The organism is Leclercia adecarboxylata (genome assembly GCF_023639785.1).
GTDB lineage: Bacteria > Pseudomonadota > Gammaproteobacteria > Enterobacterales > Enterobacteriaceae > Enterobacter > Enterobacter adecarboxylatus_D.
The window spans coordinates 4,505,562-4,524,432 of record NZ_CP098325.1; the positions used below are offsets into that span (position 1 = coordinate 4,505,562).

Sequence of the window (18,871 nt, forward strand, 5' to 3'; positions counted from 1 at the left end):
CGACGATCCCCGGTAGCGCTAAGCATACCGGGGCTTCAGACTAACGATTTTTAGCCTTTTCCATCATGGCACGAATATTGGCAATACTCGCCTGCCCTTTGTGCATCCGCTCTTCGGCGGTAATCACTTTGCGCTCCTGCTCCCAGAGCACATCATCCTGAGGTAACTCCAGCAGGAAACGGCTCGGCTCAGGCCGTACCAGCTCGCCATACTGACGTCGCTCCTTACACAACGTAAAGGTCAGCTCCTTCTGGGCGCGCGTAATGCCCACATAGGCCAGACGACGTTCTTCATCGACATTGTCTTCGTCGATGCTGCTCTGGTGCGGTAGCAAACCCTCTTCCATTCCCACCAGATAGACATACGGAAATTCCAGCCCTTTCGAGGCATGCAGGGTCATCAGCTGCACCTGATCCGCCTCTTCTTCGCTTTCGCCGCGTTCCATCATATCGCGCAGGGTAAAGCGGGTGACGACCTGGGTCAGTGTCATCGGCTCGTCGATGTCTGAGCCTTCCAGCATCTCGGTCATCCATGTGAAGAGCTGGTTGACGTTCTTCATCCGCATCTCGGCCGCTTTCGGGCTGGCGGAAGTCTCATACAGCCAGGATTCATAGTCGATGCCGCGGATCAGATCCCGCACCGCATTGATTGGTTCCCGCTCGCTGAGCTGCTGGATCTCGCGCAGCCAGTGGGTAAAGCGGGTCAGGGATTCATAGCCACGCCCGGTTAACGTCTGGCTCAGGCCCATATCGAAACTGGCCGTAAGCAGGCTCTTGTTACGGGTCATTGCCCACTCGCCCAGTTTTTGCAGCGTCGCCGGGCCAATTTCGCGCTTCGGCGTATTCACGATCCGCAAAAAGGCGCTGTCATCATCCGAATTGGTCAGCACCCGCAGGTAGGCGAGCAGATCTTTGATTTCCGGGCGCGAGAAGAACGACGTCCCCCCGGAGATTTTGTACGGGATGCGGTTCTGCATCAGCATCTTTTCAAAGACCCGCGACTGGTGATTCCCGCGATAGAGAATGGCGTAGTCTTTGTAGTTGGTTTTGTTCACAAAGTGGTGAGCGATCAGTTCACCCGCGACGCGTTCAGCTTCGTGATCTTCGTTATTAGCGCTGAGCACCTTCAGCTCCGTGCCATACCCGAGTTCAGAGAACAGGCGTTTTTCGAAAACGTGCGGGTTGTTGGCGATAAGGATGTTGGCCGCCTTCAGAATGCGCCCGGATGAGCGGTAGTTCTGCTCCAGCTTAATCACCTGCAGCGCCGGAAAGTCCTTGCTGAGCAGGACCAGGTTCTGCGGACGCGCGCCGCGCCAGGAGTAGATCGACTGGTCATCATCGCCTACCACGGTGAAACGCGCCCGCTGGCCCACCAGCAGTTTCACCAGCTCGTACTGGCTGGTGTTGGTGTCCTGATATTCATCCACCAGCAGATAGCGGATCTTGTTCTGCCAGCGCTCGCGCACCTCTTGATTGCTTTGCAGCAACAGCGTAGGCAGCAGGATCAGGTCGTCAAAGTCGAGCACGTTACAGGCTTTAAGGTGATCGTTATAGAGGCTGTAACAGTGGGCGAAGATCCGATCCCGCTCCCCTTTGGCGCTTGCGGCGGCCTGGGCTGGGTTCATCAGATCGTTTTTCCAGTTGGAGATCGTGGAGATCAACTGCTGCAGCACCACTTTGTCATCTTCGATCAGCCCTTCGGTCAGCTCTTTGAGCAACGCCACCTGATCGGTATCGTCAAACAGCGAGAAGTTAGCTTTCATCCCCAACGCGGCGTATTCGCGCTTAATGATATCCAGCCCCAGGGTATGGAAGGTGGAGATCATCAGGCCACGCGCCTCTTTGCGCCCTAATGTCTGACCGACACGCTCTTTCATCTCGCGCGCGGCTTTGTTAGTAAAGGTCACCGCTGCGATATGGCGTGCCTGATAGCCGCAGCCGCGGATCAGGTGAGCGATTTTGTTGGTGATGACGCGGGTTTTACCGGAACCCGCCCCTGCCAGCACCAGGCATGGTCCAGTAACGAATTCGACCGCTTGTTGTTGTCCAGGGTTTAAACGCATGGGAGTATTGCTCAATCTTCGAACGGGGTGGGGATTGTAGCAGAAAGCCGGGGGCAGATTTAACGGCTAATGATAAAGTGAAGAAAACGCGATTAACCCCGAGAGTGAAACCATGAAAAAGACCGCAGCCGCCCTGCACATTCTGGTAAAAGAAGAGAAGCTGGCGCAGGAGATCCTCGCCAAACTGGAGCGCGGCATCAGCTTCGATCATCTGGCAAAGCGCTATTCAAAATGCCCGTCCGGGCGTAACGGCGGCGATTTAGGGGAATTTAAGCAGGGGGTAATGGTGGGGCCTTTCGATGAGGCGGTCTTTAGCTGTCCGCTCCTTAAGCCCTACGGCCCGGTCAAAACCAGGTATGGTTACCATCTCATAAAGGTGCTGTATCGCCGCTAACGCGTGGTATATTGCGCCCCGATTTAACTCAACCCTTCAAGGCACGATCATGGCAAAAACAGCAGCAGCACTGCATATTCTTGTTAAAGAAGAGAAACTGGCTCTGGATCTTCTGGAGCAGCTCAAAAACGGCGCCGACTTCGGCAAGCTGGCGAAGAAGCACTCAATTTGCCCGTCAGGCAAACGCGGCGGCGACTTAGGTGAATTCCGCCAGGGTCAGATGGTTCCGGCGTTCGACAAACTGGTCTTCTCCTGCCCGGAGCTGGAGCCGGTCGGCCCACTGCACACCCAGTTCGGCTACCACGTCGTCAAGGTTCTGTACCGGAAATAAACAGCAAGGCCTTCTCAAAGAGAAGGCCTTTAATGTTTGCTCCCTCTCCCTGTGGGAGAGGGTTGGGGTGAGGGCATCAGCCCGCACCTTTTGGCTTTTAGCCCGCGACCGCAATACGTTTCATATCGGTCATATAGCCGCGCAGCTTCTGACCAATCTTCTCGATTTCATGGCTGCGAATTGCATCGTTCACATCGCGCAGCTGGGCGTTATCCACCGCACCTTCAGGAATCGCTTTGCCCAGGTCACCCGCCTGCAGGGTGGTCATGAACTCTTTCAACAGCGGCACACAAGCGTAAGAGAACAGGTAGTTACCGTACTCGGCGGTATCGGAGATAACCACGTTCATCTCATACAGACGCTTACGGGCGATGGTGTTCGCGATCAGCGGCAGCTCGTGCAGTGACTCGTAGTAAGCAGATTCTTCGATAATGCCGGAATCAACCATGGTTTCGAATGCCAGCTCAACGCCTGCTTTCACCATCGCGATCATCAGTACGCCTTTATCGAAGTACTCCTGCTCGCTGATTTTGCCTTCAAACTGTGCAGCGGTTTCGAACGCGGTTTTACCGGTCTCTTCACGCCATGTCAGCAGTTTTTTGTCGTCGTTGGCCCAGTCCGCCATCATGCCGGAAGAGAACTCGCCGGAGATGATGTCGTCCATATGTTTCTGGAACAGCGGTGCCATGATGGTTTTCAGCTGTTCAGACAGCGCGTAAGCACGCAGTTTTGCCGGGTTAGACAGGCGATCCATCATCAGGGTGATACCACCCTGCTTCAGCGCTTCGGTGATGGTTTCCCAGCCGAACTGAATCAGCTTTTCCGCGTACGCCGGGTCGGTACCCTCTTCCACCAGCTTGTCGAAGCACAGCAGAGAGCCGGCCTGCAGCATACCGCACAGGATAGTCTGCTCGCCCATCAGGTCAGATTTCACTTCGGCAACGAAGGAGGATTCCAGCACGCCTGCACGGTGGCCGCCGGTCGCTGCTGCCCATGCTTTGGCAATGGCCATGCCTTCGCCTTTTGGATCGTTTTCCGGGTGAACCGCGATCAGGGTTGGCACGCCGAAACCACGTTTGTACTCTTCACGCACTTCGGTACCCGGGCACTTCGGCGCCACCATCACAACGGTGATGTCTTTACGGATCTGCTCACCCACTTCAACGATGTTGAAGCCGTGAGAGTAACCCAGCGCCGCACCGTCTTTCATCATCGGCTGTACGGAACGCACAACGTCAGAGTGCTGTTTGTCTGGCGTCAGGTTAACAACCAGATCCGCCTGCGGGATCAACTCTTCGTAGGTACCGACTTTGAAGCCGTTTTCGGTCGCTTTGCGCCAGGAAGCACGCTTTTCAGCAATGGCTTCTTTACGCAGGGCGTAAGAGATATCCAGACCGGAGTCACGCATGTTCAGGCCCTGGTTCAGGCCCTGTGCGCCACAGCCGACGATGACCACTTTTTTACCCTGAAGGTAGCTCGCGCCATCGGCAAATTCATCGCGCGCCATGAAGCGGCATTTGCCCAGCTGTGCCAGCTGCTGGCGCAGGTTCAGTGTATTAAAGTAGTTAGCCATGGGTGATACCTCGTGATGTTGTGTGTCTTATTGTTCGGTTCGCGTTTCAGCGAGAATGTACCCACATTACAACAGGAAATTTATTGCGGAAATTGATATATTCACAACGTCACGTTGCAATTTTTGCAATGTAAAAAGGTGGAGTGGAATCCGTGGATTTACGCGATCTTAAAATGTTTCTGCATCTGGCGGAAAGCCGCCATTTTGGCCGCAGCGCGCGGGCGATGCACGTCAGCCCCTCCACGCTTTCGCGCCAGATCCAGCGCCTGGAAGAAGACCTCGGCCAGCCGCTGTTTGTGCGCGATAACCGCACCGTGACCCTCACCGAAGCCGGGGAAGAATTACGCGTCTTTGCCCAGCAGACACTGTTGCAGTATCAGCAACTGCGCCACACCATCGACCAGCAGGGGCCGTCGCTTTCCGGAGAGCTGCATATTTTCTGTTCTGTCACGGCGGCCTACAGCCATCTGCCGCCGATCCTCGACCGCTTTCGCGCCGAACATCCCTCGGTGGAGATAAAACTCACCACGGGCGATGCCGCTGACGCAATGGAAAAAGTGGTGACAGGTGAAGCGGATCTGGCGATTGCCGGTAAACCGGAGACCTTACCGGGGGCGGTGGCATTCTCGATGCTGGAAAATCTGGCGGTGGTGTTGATTGCTCCGGCGCTGCCCTGCCCGGTCCGTAATCAGGTGTCGGTAGAAAAGCCCGACTGGTCAACGGTGCCGTTTATCATGGCCGATCAGGGGCCGGTGCGTCGCCGTATTGAGCTGTGGTTCCGCCGTCAGAAGATCAGTAATCCTTCAATTTACGCCACGGTCGGCGGCCATGAGGCGATGGTTTCAATGGTGGCGCTGGGGTGCGGCGTGGCGCTGCTGCCGGAAGTGGTGCTGGAGAACAGCCCGGAACCGGTTCGCAATCGCGTGATGATTCTGGAGCGCAGCGACGAGAAAACGCCGTTTGAGCTTGGCGTGTGCGCACAAAAAAAGCGGCTACAGGAGCCGCTTATTGAAGCATTCTGGCAAATTTTGCCGAATCATTAACCCGCCAGAAAGAACCTGAACGCCGGGTTGTGGGTCTCGTCATGACACTCATAGCCCAGTTCGTTCAGCCGCGTTTCGAAATCCGGTTCATGCTCGCCCAGTTCGAACGCCGCCAGCACCCGACCGTAGTCGGTACCATGGCTACGGTAGTGGAACAGGGAAATGTTCCAGTGCGTACCGAGGGTATGCAGAAACTTCAGCAGCGCGCCGGGTGATTCCGGGAACTCAAAGCTGAACAGGCGCTCCCGTAACGGCTTCGATGGCCGCCCGCCCACCATGTAACGCACGTGCAGCTTCGCCATTTCATCGTCGGAAAGATCCACCACGCTATAGCCGCCGTCGTGCAGCAGGTTGAGGATCTCTTTACGCTCTTCAACACCACGGCTCAGGCGTACGCCAACAAAAATGCAGGCATCTTTAGCATCGGCAAAACGGTAGTTAAACTCCGTCACCGAACGACCGCCCAGCAGCTGGCAGAACTTCAGGAAGCTGCCCTTCTCTTCCGGGATGGTTACCGCCAGCAGCGCTTCACGCTGCTCGCCCAGCTCACAACGTTCAGAGACGTAGCGCAGGCCGTGGAAGTTCACGTTAGCACCAGAAAGCACATGGGCCAGACGCTCACCGCGAATGTTGTGCTGGGCGATGTATTTTTTCATTCCCGCCAGCGCCAGCGCACCGGACGGCTCTGCCACCGCACGCACATCCTCGAACAGGTCTTTCATTGCGGCACAGATGGCATCGCTGTCGACGGTAATGATGTCGTCGAGATACTCCCGGCAAACGCGGAAGGTTTCATCCCCGATACGTTTCACCGCCACCCCTTCGGCAAACAGCCCAACGCGGGGCAGATCCACCGGATGTCCGGCATCCAGCGCCGCCTTCAGGCAGGCAGAATCTTCCGCCTCAACGGCAATCACTTTGATTTGCGGCATCAGCTGCTTGATAAGCACCGCCACGCCTGCTGCCAGGCCACCGCCGCCGACCGGGACAAACACCCGGTCAAGATGGGCATCCTGCTGCAGCAGCTCCAGCGCCAGCGTACCCTGGCCTGCAATGACCATCGGGTGATCGAACGGCGGCACCCAGGTGAATCCCTGCTGCTGCGCCAGCTCGATCGCTTTAGCTTTTGCCTCGTCAAAATTGGCACCATGGAGCAGCACTTCGCCGCCAAAACCGCGCACGGCGTCCACTTTGATATCCGCCGTGGCCACCGGCATCACGATCAGCGCTTTTAACCCCAGACGCGCAGACGAGAACGCCACGCCCTGAGCATGATTCCCCGCCGACGCGGTGATCACGCCGCGCGCTTTTTGCTCGTCGGTCAGCCCGGCCATCATCGCGTAAGCGCCGCGCAGCTTAAAACTGTGCACCGGCTGACGGTCTTCACGTTTGACGAGGATAACGTTATCCAGGCGCGAGGAGAGTTTGTCCATTTTTTGCAGCGGCGTGACCTGTACCGCCTCATAGACCGGCGCGCGTAGCACTGCCCTGAGATATTCCGCCCCCTCAGGGGCGGTGGATAAGGGTTGGGATTCGGCCATCATTAGCCCCCAAGTTTAGATTTATCGCGCACTGCGCCTTTATCTGCACTGGTGGCAAGGGTCGCGTAAGCGCGCAGGGCGAAGGAGACTTCACGCTGGCGATCTTTCGGCGTCCAGGCTTTATCTCCACGCGCAACCTGAGCTTCGCGGCGGGCCGCAATTTCCTGGTCGCTCAGCTTCAGCTGAATGGCGCGATTCGGAATGTCGATCTCGATCAGATCGCCATCTTCGATGATGGCAATGTTGCCACCGCTTGCCGCTTCTGGCGAAACGTGGCCGATAGAAAGACCGGATGTCCCGCCGGAGAAACGACCGTCGGTGATCAGCGCACAGGCTTTGCCCAGGCCCATCGATTTCAGGAAGGTGGTCGGGTAGAGCATCTCCTGCATACCCGGGCCTCCTTTTGGCCCTTCGTAGCGGATCACCACCACGTCGCCTTCAACCACTTTGCCGCCGAGGATCGCTTCTACCGCCTCGTCCTGGCTTTCATAAACTTTTGCCGGGCCGGTAAATTTCAGGATGCTGTCGTCCACGCCTGCGGTTTTAACGATACAGCCGTTTTCCGCGAAGTTGCCATAGAGAACCGCCAGGCCACCATCTTTGCTGTAGGCATTTTCCAGCGAGCGGATACAGCCCCCGGCGCGATCGTCATCCAGGGTATCCCAGCGACAATCCTGCGAGAACGCCTGCGTGGTGCGGATACCTGCCGGACCAGCGCGGAACATTTTTTTCACGGCTTCGTCTTTGGTCAGCATCACGTCGTACTGATCCAGAGACTGAGGCAGCGTCAGGCCCAGCACGTTTTTCACGTCGCGGTTCATTAATCCGGCGCGATCCAGCTCGCCCAAAATACCCAGCACGCCACCGGCACGGTGAACATCTTCCATATGGTATTTCTGCGTGCTCGGCGCAACTTTACACAGCTGCGGCACTTTGCGGGAGAGCTTGTCGATATCGCTCATGGTGAAGTCGATTTCGGCTTCCTGCGCAGCGGCCAGCAGGTGCAGAACGGTGTTGGTGGAACCGCCCATGGCGATATCCAGGGTCATGGCGTTCTCAAACGCCGCTTTACTGGCGATATTGCGCGGCAGCGCGCTGGCATCGTCCTGCTCGTAGTAGCGTTTGGTCAGTTCAACGATGCGTTTACCGGCGTTGATAAACAGCTCTTTACGATCGGCGTGGGTCGCCAGCAGCGAGCCGTTGCCCGGCTGAGACAGCCCCAGCGCTTCGGTCAGGCAGTTCATCGAGTTGGCGGTGAACATACCGGAGCAGGAGCCGCAGGTCGGGCAGGCTGAACGCTCAACCTGATCGCTCTGCTCGTCGGACACTTTCGGGTCGGCACCCTGAATCATCGCGTCAACCAGGTCGAGCTTGATGATCTTATCGGAGAGCTTGGTTTTACCTGCTTCCATCGGGCCGCCGGAGACGAAGATCACCGGAATGTTCAGGCGCAGGGAGGCCATCAGCATCCCCGGGGTGATTTTGTCGCAGTTGGAGATACAGACCATGGCATCGGCGCAGTGGGCGTTGACCATGTACTCCACCGAGTCGGCAATCAGCTCGCGCGACGGCAGTGAATAAAGCATGCCCCCGTGCCCCATCGCGATCCCGTCATCCACGGCGATGGTGTTGAACTCTTTCGCCACGCCGCCGGAGGCTTCAATCTGCTCGGCAACCAGCTTCCCGAGGTCGCGCAGGTGCACGTGGCCCGGCACAAACTGGGTAAAAGAGTTGACCACGGCAATAATCGGTTTCCCGAAATCGGCGTCGGTCATTCCGGTGGCGCGCCACAACGCGCGGGCGCCCGCCATATTGCGGCCGTGAGTGGTGGTGGCGGAACGGTACTTAGGCATGCGTTATTTACTCCCGTCTATCTGGTAAATGGGACGGTGCGTGCCGTCCCATATTTATGCTTATGGATTAACCTGGTCCAGCCAACCCCATTTATCTTCGGTTTCACCGGTAAAGAGGCCAAAGAAGGCTTCCTGGATACGTTTGGTGACCGGACCACGGCGGCCTTCGCCTACCTGGATACCGTCAACGCTGCGTACCGGGGTGATCTCTGCTGCAGTGCCGGACATGAATACTTCATCGGCCAGATATAGCGATTCACGGGACAGCACCTGCTCACGCACTTCGATGCCCAGATCCTGCGCCAGCTTGATGATGGCGTCACGGGTGATACCCGGCAGGGCGGAAGAGGTGAACGGTGGGGTAAACAGAATGCCGTCTTTAACTTCAAACAGGTTTTCACCCGCACCTTCAGAGATATAGCCGTTCACATCCAGGGCGATACCTTCCTGATAGCCGTGGCGACGCGCTTCGCTGCCAACCAGCAGGGAAGAGAGATAGTTGCCGCCCGCTTTGGCTGCGGTTGGGATAGTGTTTGGTGCCACACGGTTCCAGGAGGAGACCATTGCGTCGATCCCCTGTTCCAGCGCTTCTGCGCCCAGGTATGCCCCCCACGGGAACGCGGCGATGATCACATCGGTGGTGTAACCGGCTGGCGGATTTACGCCCATGCCCACATCACCCACGAAAACCAGCGGACGAATATAGGCGCTGGTCAGGTTGTTTTTGCGCAGGACTGCGCGACAAGCCTCCATCAGCTCGTCGACGCTCTGAGAAACCGGGAAACGATAAATTTTGGCTGAATCACGCAGACGCTGCATGTGTTCACGATGACGGAACACCACCGGGCCTTTGTGTGAGTCGTAGCAACGGATACCTTCAAAGACAGAAGTACCGTAGTGAAGCGCGTGGGACATCACGTGGACTTTAGCGTCCTCCCAGCGAATCATCTCACCATTAGACCAAATGAAGTCAGCTTTTTTCGTCGTCATTTTTCTTCCTTTGCGCTCAGGCGCGGATTTGTTGTGTTTGTGATGAAGCGGCGCGCTGCTGGATATCAACCCGGGCGACGTCGACAAGTTTGCTCAACTGGCTAAACAGTAATTCGACGGGGCGCTGGCTGGCAACGGTCAATTCAATATTTATGTTCTGGGCATCGGTGGCGGTTTCCATGTTCATCGAACAGATCTGGAACCCACGATGGCGCACCACGCGCAATACACGTTCTAACGTTTCCGGGTTGAAGCGAGCCTGCACGGCGACCTGATGTTGCATCATGATAATTTCTCCAGCATTTGTGAGTTACTGGCGCCGGGCGGCACCAACGGCCAGACATTCTCAAGCTCGTCGATTGAGACATGAAGCAGGTAAGGCCCCTTGCTTGACAGCATTTCATCAAGTGCCGCTTCAACCTGGTCTTTACGGGTGATGTGCTGGCCAGGAATGCCAAAGGCGCTGGCCAGAACGAGGAAATCGGGGTTATCTGTCAGGGTGGTTTCGCTGTAGCGCTCCTGGAAAAAGAGCTGCTGCCACTGGCGAACCATGCCCAAACGTTGGTTATCCAGCAGGACGATCTTCACCGGCAACTGCTTACGCTTGATGGTGCCAAGCTCCTGCACGTTCATCATGAAAGAGCCGTCACCGGAGATACAGATGACCGTATCGTCGGGACGAGCTACCTGTGCCCCAACGGCTGCAGGCAGACCAAATCCCATCGTGCCTAATCCGCTGGACGTGATGAAATTTTCCGGGCGCGTGTAGGTCATGTGCTGGGCTGACCACATCTGGTGTTGGCCCACATCGGTGGTCACTACGCTGTCAGCAGGCTTACGGTCCGACAGTTGCTTCAACAGCAACGGCGCATAAATGGCGTCGCCCGGATGGTCATAGCGCCAGGCATGTTCGCGGCGCATCTCTGCGGCATGTTGGCGCCAGGCGTCGATAGTTAATGACTGCTGTAACGCAGGCAGCAGCGCGTTGAGATCGCCCTGCAGAGCCACGTGCGCCTGGCGGAGTTTGTTCATTTCTGCCGGGTCGATATCCATATGGATAACTTTGGCATTCGGCGCGAAGGTATTCAGCTTACCGGTAACGCGATCGTCGAAGCGCGCGCCCACAGCAATCAACAGATCGCACTCCTGGACCGCAAGGTTGGCGGCTTTGGTGCCGTGCATCCCCAGCATGCCCAGATAGTAGGGATAGCTGGCATCCACTGCGCCCAACCCTTTCAACGTGCAGGTCGCAGGCATTTGGGTTGCGGCGATAAATTCACGCAGGGCCGGGACGGCCTGCGCCATCCCCACGCCGCCGCCAACATACAGCATTGGCTTTTGCGCGTGGGCCAGCATCTGATACGCCTCTTGCACTTCGGCATCCGGGAATCCATCGACGTCTTCAACGGTGGAGAAGTGAGGCTCCAGTTCACCCAGCGCCACCTGAATATCTTTTGGAATATCAACCAGAACCGGGCCGGGACGGCCTGAGTTTGCCACCTCAAATGCCTCCGCCATTACGCGAGGCAACTCTTCCAGTGACTGAACGAGGAAGCTGTGTTTAGTACACGCCAGTGACAAACCGAGAACGTCCACTTCCTGAAAAGCATCGGTGCCGATGAAGGGTGAAGCAACCTGACCGGTGATGGCGACAACGGGAACAGAATCAAGCAGTGCGTCAGCCAGACCGGTGATCAGATTGGTTGCACCCGGGCCAGAGGTCGCCATACAGACGCCGGTTTTCCCCGTTGCACGCGCATAACCGATGGCCGCCATCGCCGCACCCTGTTCGTGTCGGCACAACAGATGTTCCACGCCGCCGTCATACAGAGCATCGTAAATCGGCATAATTGCGCCACCAGGGTAACCGAATACTGTCTCGACTCCCTGCGCTCGCAACGCATGTACCACCCACTGTGCGCCATTCATAGTTAGTTCCCCGTTGTAAATCGGGAGAAACAGAATTTTATGCTAAATCTCATCATCTGCTCCTCGCTTATGTTTTAAGGTCATAAAAAAACCCCCGGACCTTTCGGTGCGGGGGTCTTAGTTCGTTAAGGCTTGATTTTTAAGCCTTTCCTCGTCCAAGTGCAGCCCCGCACGGTGGGATAATAATCACCACCACGCTAATCACGACCAGGCTAATCACTAGTAGAAGGGCTGTCATTTTCAGTTCTTTTTGCATCTTGTTCGAAGGAATACCTAAAGAGTTATCACAGATACCGAGTGAAAAACAAGATTTTTTTATGATTGGTTTTATTATGACGCTAATAATTTAGATAAAAATCATTGTTTTTTATGACAAAAACAGAAAATGAATTATTTTCATTTTTTTGTGTGCAAAAACGGTAAAAAGACATTCTTATCACCTTTTGCGAGCCGGCTTCCATGACGATGAAAATATTGCAACTTGAGGGCAATTTTCAGGAACGGGCCGCGTAAAAACGCGCTTTGTTGGTAAAAATTACGGCTGGCAGATGACATAGTAGCGCTTCAAGGAGGCCATATATGTCATTATCGGTTGTCTATACCCGCGCTGCGTTAGGCGTAAAAGCGCCGCTTATTTCCGTTGAAGTTCATCTCAGTAATGGCCTGCCAGGCTTAACGCTGGTCGGCTTGCCCGAAACCACCGTCAAGGAAGCACGAGACCGGGTACGCAGCGCGATCATCAATAGTGGCTACACCTTTCCAGCCAAAAAGATCACTATTAATCTGGCTCCGGCGGATCTCCCTAAGGAAGGAGGAAGATACGATTTACCTATCGCAATCGCGCTTCTCGCCGCCTCTGAGCAACTCTCTTCCTCGAGGATAAGTGCCTATGAGTTTGTGGGGGAACTGGCGCTTACAGGCGCATTAAGAGGGGTTCCTGGCGCCATATCAGGCGCTCTGGCGGCTATACGCGCCGGTAGAGAGATTATTGTCGCCAGGGATAATGCCGCCGAAGTTAGTCTTATCGAAGAAAAAGGCTGTCTGGTGGCAGAACACCTGCAGGAGGTATGCGCCTTTCTGGAAGGGCGTCATGAGCTGGAAGCACCCACCGGGGAGCCTTTCATTGCGGAGCATAACGACTGTGACCTCAGCGATATCATCGGCCAGGAACAGGGTAAAAGGGCGCTGGAGATCACCGCCGCCGGTGCGCATAACCTGCTACTCATTGGCCCACCCGGCACCGGCAAGACCATGCTTGCGAGCCGGCTTAGCACTCTGCTACCGCCGCTGAGCAACCATGAGGCGCTGGAGAGTGCTGCTATCGTGAGTCTGGTTAGTGCTACATCAATGTATAAGCAGTGGCGCCAGCGTCCCTTTCGCGCCCCCCATCATAGCGCCTCGCTGGTGGCTATGGTGGGGGGAGGCGCTATCCCTGGGCCGGGAGAGATTTCGCTGGCGCATAATGGCATTCTGTTTCTGGATGAACTCCCCGAGTTTGAACGCCGCGTGCTGGATGCTTTACGCGAGCCCATCGAATCCGGGCAAATCAACATCTCCCGAACGCGGGCCAAGATCAGCTACCCGGCGCGCTTTCAGCTTATTGCCGCTATGAACCCCAGCCCGACAGGGCACTACCAGGGCAATCACAATCGCTGCACCCCCGAACAGACGCTTCGCTATCTTGGACGCCTGTCTGGCCCATTCCTGGATCGCTTCGATTTATCGCTTGAGATCCCGCTCCCGCCGCCAGGCTTGTTAAGCCAGGCGCATAAAACGGGAGATTCCAGCCTCACCGTAAGAAACAGAGTGATTGCCGCGCAGGAAAGACAGCTGGCGAGGCAGAATAAACGCAATGCACATCTGGATAATGCGGAGATCCGCACCTTTTGCCAGCTAACCGCAGACGATGCGATGTGGCTGGAAGAGACACTGACGCGCTTCGGCCTGTCAGTGCGTGCCTGGCAGCGGTTATTAAAGGTTGCGCGTACAATTGCCGATCTGGAAGAGTGTGAAAATATAGAACGCAGGCACCTGCAGGAAGCGCTGAGCTATCGGGCTATTGACCGCCTGCTGCTACACCTGCAAAAAATGCTGACGTAAAAAAAGGGGCCGTAGCCCCTTCTTATTAATCGTCTGAATCGGTGTAGTCTTCTGCACCTTCCATCTGTGGCTTACCACCAGACAGAGTATGGAAACGCTTTGGACGCTTGATACGCGCCATATACTTGATCCATACGCGCTCCGCTTCCGTTACCGGCTCACGTTCACCACGGCAGACGGCAACAAAAGATTTTTCGTCTTCAGTGGAGGGTTCACGTTTTCCCAGGTCCAGTTCATTGAAGGCATAACCGTGGCGCTCAAGCAGTTGTGCTTCTTTGATGGTGAAATCACCGTGGCGAGAAAATCCGCGTGGATAATTTTTATTGTCGAAAAAACGATTAGTCGTCGTAAAGCTTTCCGCCATCCTACACGCTCCTATATCTTTGGCCGAGCTATTTATGGCGCGGAGTATTAGTTACGCTTGACAGAGCGTCCAACAAAACATTTAAATCATTACGACAAATAATTTTGCGGAGAAAGCCGTGGATACGGAATTGCTAAAAACTTTCCTCGAAGTGAGCAGAACTCGCCACTTCGGGCGCGCCGCAGAAGCGCTTTATCTGACGCAATCGGCAGTGAGCTTTCGTATTCGACAGCTTGAAAATCAGCTCGGTGTAAACCTTTTCACCCGCCATCGCAATAACATACGCTTAACGCCAGCAGGAGAGAAACTTCTGCCTTATGCAGAAACGCTGATGAATACCTGGCAGGCGGCACGTAAAGAGGTGGCTCACACCTCAAAGCATAATGAGTTTTCTATCGGTGCCAGCGCCTCGCTATGGGAGTGCATGCTTAGCCCCTGGCTTAGTCGATTGTATCGCTCTCACGGCCACTTACAGTTTGAGGCGCGTATTGCGCAACGGCAGTCACTTGTTAAGCAGCTGCATGAAAGACAACTGGATCTGCTGATTACCACAGAAGCACCAAAGATGGATGAATTCAGCAGCCAGGTTCTCGGGCAATTTAGCCTGGGGCTGTATGCCGCTGAGCCCTCCGCCAACAAAAGCGACCTGAATTATCTGCGTCTTGAATGGGGCCCCGATTTCCAGCCGCATGAGGCGGGTTTGATTGCGGCTGATGATGTACCGGTGCTGACGACCAGTTCTGCAGAAATAGCGTGCCAGCAACTTGCTGCACTCAAAGGTTGCACCTGGTTGCCGCAACGCTGGGCCAGTGATAAACCAGGTTTGTATAGGGTTACCGATTCTGCTCTGCTTCAGAGGCCGCTATATGCTATCTGGCTTCAGAATAGTGACAAGCAAGCACAAATCAAAGATCTGCTAAAAATCAATGTGATGGAGTAATTGAGCCGATTGCAGGGACGCAATTAAAGGCTTAACGATGGGTAATCTGGATTTGTTGCAGGCAAAAAAAATCCTTTGCCGAAGCAAAGGATCCTTTATATGGCAGGGGCGGAGAGACTCGAACTCGCGACACCCGGTTTTGGAGACCGGTGCTCTACCAACTGAGCTACGCCCCTAAATTTCTTACTACTAAGCCTGCTAATGTAGCAGGCTTAGTTTAAATAAGTGGCGGAACGGACGGGACTCGAACCCGCGACCCCCTGCGTGACAGGCAGGTATTCTAACCGACTGAACTACCGCTCCACCGAATACTTCTACAACTACCGGTTTAATGCCCCGGTTCACTGCTAAATTTGATGCCTGGCAGTTCCCTACTCTCGCATGGGGAGACCCCACACTACCATCGGCGCTACGGCGTTTCACTTCTGAGTTCGGCATGGGGTCAGGTGGGACCACCGCGCTACAGCCGCCAGGCAAATTCTGTTATCTGTATCAGGCTGAAAATCGTCTCAAATCCACACCGAAACAGCTTCGGCGTTGTAAGGTTAAGCCTCACGGTTCATTAGTACCGGTTAGCTCAACGCATCGCTGCGCTTACACACCCGGCCTATCAACGTCGTCGTCTTCAACGTTCCTTCAGGACCCTTAAAGGGTCAGGGAGAACTCATCTCGGGGCAAGTTTCGTGCTTAGATGCTTTCAGCACTTATCTCTTCCGCATTTAGCTACCGGGCAGTGCCATTGGCATGACAACCCGAACACCAGTGATGCGTCCACTCCGGTCCTCTCGTACTAGGAGCAGCCCCCCTCAATTCTCCAGCGCCCACGGCAGATAGGGACCGAACTGTCTCACGACGTTCTAAACCCAGCTCGCGTACCACTTTAAATGGCGAACAGCCATACCCTTGGGACCTACTTCAGCCCCAGGATGTGATGAGCCGACATCGAGGTGCCAAACACCGCCGTCGATATGAACTCTTGGGCGGTATCAGCCTGTTATCCCCGGAGTACCTTTTATCCGTTGAGCGATGGCCCTTCCATACAGAACCACCGGATCACTATGACCTGCTTTCGCACCTGCTCGAGCCGTCACTCTCGCAGTCAAGCTAGCTTATGCCATTGCACTAACCTCCTGATGTCCGACCAGGATTAGCTAACCTTCGTGCTCCTCCGTTACTCTTTAGGAGGAGACCGCCCCAGTCAAACTACCCACCAGACACTGTCCGCAACCCGGATTACGGGTCCACGTTAGAACACCAGCCATTAAAGGGTGGTATTTCAAGGATGGCTCCACGCAGACTGGCGTCCACGCTTCAAAGCCTCCCACCTATCCTACACATCAAGGACCAGTGTTCAGTGTCAAGCTATAGTAAAGGTTCACGGGGTCTTTCCGTCTTGCCGCGGGTACACTGCATCTTCACAGCGATTTCAATTTCACTGAGTCTCGGGTGGAGACAGCCTGGCCATCATTACGCCATTCGTGCAGGTCGGAACTTACCCGACAAGGAATTTCGCTACCTTAGGACCGTTATAGTTACGGCCGCCGTTTACCGGGGCTTCGATCAAGAGCTTCGCGTTGCCGCTAACCCCATCAATTAACCTTCCGGCACCGGGCAGGCGTCACACCGTATACGTCCACTTTCGTGTTTGCACAGTGCTGTGTTTTTAATAAACAGTTGCAGCCAGCTGGTATCTTCGACTGATTTCAGCTCCACCCGCAGGGGCTTCACCTACATATCAGCGTGCCTTCTCCCGAAGTTACGGCACCATTTTGCCTAGTTCCTTCACCCGAGTTCTCTCAAGCGCCTTGGTATTCTCTACCTGACCACCTGTGTCGGTTTGGGGTACGATTCGTTGTTACCTGATGCTTAGAGGCTTTTCCTGGAAGCAGGGCATTTGTTACTTCAGCACCGTAGTGCCTCGTCATCACACCTCAGCGTTAAAAAGGTACCGGATTTACCTGGAACCTCCGCCTACATGCTTAAACCGGGACAACCGTCGCCCGGCCAACATAGCCTTCTCCGTCCCCCCTTCGCAGTAACACCGAGTACAGGAATATTAACCTGTTTCCCATCGACTACGCCTTTCGGCCTCGCCTTAGGGGTCGACTCACCCTGCCCCGATTAACGTTGGACAGGAACCCTTGGTCTTCCGGCGAGCGGGCTTTTCACCCGCTTTATCGTTACTTATGTCAGCATTCGCACTTCTGATACCTCCAGCAAACCTCACAGTTCACCTTCAACGGCTTACAGAACGCTCCCCTACCCAACAACACATAGTGTCGCTGCCGCAGCTTCGGTGCATGGTTTAGCCCCGTTACATCTTCCGCGCAGGCCGACTCGACCAGTGAGCTATTACGCTTTCTTTAAATGATGGCTGCTTCTAAGCCAACATCCTGGCTGTCTGTGCCTTCCCACATCGTTTCCCACTTAACCATGACTTTGGGACCTTAGCTGGCGGTCTGGGTTGTTTCCCTCTTCACGACGGACGTTAGCACCCGCCGTGTGTCTCCCGTGATAACATTCTCCGGTATTCGCAGTTTGCATCGGGTTGGTAAGCCGGGATGGCCCCCTAGCCGAAACAGTGCTCTACCCCCGGAGATGAGTTCACGAGGCGCTACCTAAATAGCTTTCGGGGAGAACCAGCTATCTCCCGGTTTGATTGGCCTTTCACCCCCAGCCACAAGTCATCCGCTAATTTTTCAACATTAGTCGGTTCGGTCCTCCAGTTAGTGTTACCCAACCTTCAACCTGCCCATGGCTAGATCACCGGGTTTCGGGTCTATACCCTGCAACTTAACGCCCAGTTAAGACTCGGTTTCCCTTCGGCTCCCCTATACGGTTAACCTTGCTACAGAATATAAGTCGCTGACCCATTATACAAAAGGTACGCAGTCACACCACGAAGGTGCTCCCACTGCTTGTACGTACACGGTTTCAGGTTCTTTTTCACTCCCCTCGCCGGGGTTCTTTTCGCCTTTCCCTCACGGTACTGGTTCACTATCGGTCAGTCAGGAGTATTTAGCCTTGGAGGATGGTCCCCCCATATTCAGACAGGATACCACGTGTCCCGCCCTACTCTTCGAGTTCACAGCAAGTGTGCTTTCATGTACGGGACTATCACCCTGTACCGTCGGACTTTCCAGACCGTTCCACTAACACACAAGCTGATTCAGACTCCGGGCTGCTCCCCGTTCGCTCGCCGCTACTGGGGGAATCTCGGTTGATTTCTTTTCCTCGGGGTACTTAGATGTTTCAGTTCCCCCGGTTCGCCTCGTTAACCTATGTATTCAGTTAACGATAGTGCAACGGATTGCACTGGGTTTCCCCATTCGGACATCGCCGGGTCAAAGGTTCATATCACCTCGCCGGCGCTTTTCGCAGATTAGCACGTCCTTCATCGCCTCTGACTGCCAGGGCATCCACCGTGTACGCTTAGTCGCTTAACCTCACAACCCGAAGATGTCTCTTTCGATTCATCGTCGTGATTGTGAAAATTTGAGAGACTCGAACACACCTGATTCTGTTCCTGTTTACGGAGAACAGACACGGTGTGTCGTTTCAATTTTCAGCTTGATCCAGATTTTTAAAGAGCAAATATCTCAAACGTGACTCGTAAGCCAGTTTTGAGATACTGATTGGTTGTGCCTTTCACTCACACCCAGCAAGTGGCGTCCCCTAGGGGATTCGAACCCCTGTTGCCGCCGTGAAAGGGCGGAGTCCTAACCGCTAGACGAAGGGGACACGGAGTGTC

At 55.1% G+C, this 18,871-nt stretch carries 15 protein-coding genes, 3 tRNA genes and 2 rRNA genes; 5 read left to right on the plus strand and 15 right to left on the minus strand.

The features are described from left to right. Positions 1–40: 40 nt before the first annotated feature. The gene (gene rep, locus NB069_RS21325) at positions 41–2,062 is read right to left on the minus strand and encodes a DNA helicase Rep (RefSeq protein WP_250586572.1); all 2,022 of its coding nucleotides are present in this window, start codon (positions 2,060–2,062) and stop codon (positions 41–43) included. 112 nt (positions 2,063–2,174) lie between these two features. Here rep and ppiC (NB069_RS21330) point away from each other — a divergent pair, with 112 nt between their 5' ends. Both ppiC (NB069_RS21330) and ppiC (NB069_RS21335) read left to right on the plus strand, forming a co-directional pair. Then, on the plus strand, positions 2,175–2,456 hold the full coding sequence (gene ppiC / locus NB069_RS21330; RefSeq protein WP_250586573.1) for a peptidylprolyl isomerase PpiC: 282 nt from the start codon (positions 2,175–2,177) through the stop codon (positions 2,454–2,456). A 49-nt stretch (positions 2,457–2,505) separates the two neighbouring features. Next, positions 2,506–2,787 carry a peptidylprolyl isomerase PpiC gene (gene ppiC / locus NB069_RS21335; RefSeq protein ID WP_039031237.1) on the plus strand — a complete coding sequence of 94 codons (282 nt, stop codon included), beginning with the start codon at positions 2,506–2,508 and terminating at the stop codon, positions 2,785–2,787. A gap of 97 nt (positions 2,788–2,884) precedes the next feature. On the opposite strand, the gene ilvC is transcribed toward ppiC (NB069_RS21335), so the two are convergent. Then, entirely contained in the window at positions 2,885–4,360 is a 1,476-nt protein-coding gene (gene ilvC, locus NB069_RS21340) for a ketol-acid reductoisomerase (protein WP_250586574.1), read from the minus strand. Between the two features lie 152 nt (positions 4,361–4,512). Between ilvC and ilvY the strand changes: the two genes are divergently transcribed. After that, the gene (gene ilvY / locus NB069_RS21345) at positions 4,513–5,403 is read left to right on the plus strand and encodes an HTH-type transcriptional activator IlvY (RefSeq protein ID WP_039031239.1); all 891 of its coding nucleotides are present in this window, start codon (positions 4,513–4,515) and stop codon (positions 5,401–5,403) included. On the opposite strand, the gene ilvA is transcribed toward ilvY, so the two are convergent. From ilvA to ilvL, 7 genes are all read right to left on the minus strand, one after another. After that, positions 5,400–6,944 (minus strand): threonine ammonia-lyase, biosynthetic, encoded by a 1,545-nt coding sequence (gene ilvA / locus NB069_RS21350; RefSeq protein WP_250589555.1) that lies wholly within the window; start codon positions 6,942–6,944, stop codon positions 5,400–5,402. The two genes, ilvY and ilvA, sit on opposite strands and share 4 nt — an antisense overlap. Before the next feature lie 2 nt (positions 6,945–6,946). After that, a complete protein-coding gene (ilvD, locus tag NB069_RS21355) occupies positions 6,947–8,797 on the minus strand; it encodes a dihydroxy-acid dehydratase (RefSeq protein WP_250586575.1) in 1,851 nt (616 codons plus the stop codon). A 60-nt stretch (positions 8,798–8,857) separates the two neighbouring features. Further along, positions 8,858–9,787 carry a branched-chain-amino-acid transaminase gene (ilvE, locus tag NB069_RS21360; protein WP_039031242.1) on the minus strand — a complete coding sequence of 310 codons (930 nt, stop codon included), beginning with the start codon at positions 9,785–9,787 and terminating at the stop codon, positions 8,858–8,860. Positions 9,788–9,803: 16 nt separating this feature from the next. Beyond that, positions 9,804–10,073 (minus strand): acetolactate synthase 2 small subunit, encoded by a 270-nt coding sequence (ilvM, locus tag NB069_RS21365; RefSeq protein WP_103177473.1) that lies wholly within the window; start codon positions 10,071–10,073, stop codon positions 9,804–9,806. Then, positions 10,070–11,716: an acetolactate synthase 2 catalytic subunit gene (ilvG, locus tag NB069_RS21370; RefSeq protein WP_250586576.1), complete on the minus strand. Its 1,647-nt coding sequence runs from the start codon at positions 11,714–11,716 to the stop codon at positions 10,070–10,072. The genes ilvM and ilvG overlap by 4 nt, the downstream gene beginning before the upstream one ends. A gap of 2 nt (positions 11,717–11,718) precedes the next feature. Then, positions 11,719–11,772, minus strand: a complete 54-nt coding sequence (ilvX, locus tag NB069_RS22580; protein ID WP_350223422.1) for a peptide IlvX — start codon at positions 11,770–11,772, stop codon at positions 11,719–11,721. 83 nt (positions 11,773–11,855) lie between these two features. Next, entirely contained in the window at positions 11,856–11,954 is a 99-nt protein-coding gene (ilvL, locus tag NB069_RS21375; RefSeq protein WP_023620831.1) for an ilv operon leader peptide, read from the minus strand. A 341-nt stretch (positions 11,955–12,295) separates the two neighbouring features. Here ilvL and NB069_RS21380 point away from each other — a divergent pair, with 341 nt between their 5' ends. Then, complete coding sequence (locus tag NB069_RS21380; protein ID WP_250586577.1) at positions 12,296–13,816, plus strand: YifB family Mg chelatase-like AAA ATPase; 1,521 nt, start codon at positions 12,296–12,298, stop codon at positions 13,814–13,816. Between the two features lie 25 nt (positions 13,817–13,841). Here NB069_RS21380 and NB069_RS21385 read toward each other — a convergent pair whose 3' ends face one another. Beyond that, positions 13,842–14,180, minus strand: a complete 339-nt coding sequence (locus NB069_RS21385; protein WP_039031246.1) for a DUF413 domain-containing protein — start codon at positions 14,178–14,180, stop codon at positions 13,842–13,844. Positions 14,181–14,298: 118 nt separating this feature from the next. Here NB069_RS21385 and hdfR point away from each other — a divergent pair, with 118 nt between their 5' ends. Continuing rightward, positions 14,299–15,120: an HTH-type transcriptional regulator HdfR gene (hdfR, locus tag NB069_RS21390; protein ID WP_250586578.1), complete on the plus strand. Its 822-nt coding sequence runs from the start codon at positions 14,299–14,301 to the stop codon at positions 15,118–15,120. 100 nt (positions 15,121–15,220) lie between these two features. Here the strand turns inward: hdfR and NB069_RS21395 are convergent. The 5 genes from NB069_RS21395 to NB069_RS21415 form a co-directional block, all read right to left on the minus strand. Next, positions 15,221–15,296: transfer RNA gene (locus tag NB069_RS21395), tRNA-Trp, on the minus strand. 50 nt (positions 15,297–15,346) lie between these two features. Beyond that, a tRNA-Asp gene (locus tag NB069_RS21400) sits at positions 15,347–15,423 on the minus strand. A 55-nt stretch (positions 15,424–15,478) separates the two neighbouring features. Then, positions 15,479–15,594 (minus strand): 5S ribosomal RNA (gene rrf / locus NB069_RS21405). Between the two features lie 67 nt (positions 15,595–15,661). After that, a 23S ribosomal RNA gene (locus NB069_RS21410) occupies positions 15,662–18,566 on the minus strand. A gap of 220 nt (positions 18,567–18,786) precedes the next feature. Further along, positions 18,787–18,861, minus strand: a tRNA-Glu gene (locus NB069_RS21415). Positions 18,862–18,871: the final 10 nt, after the last annotated feature.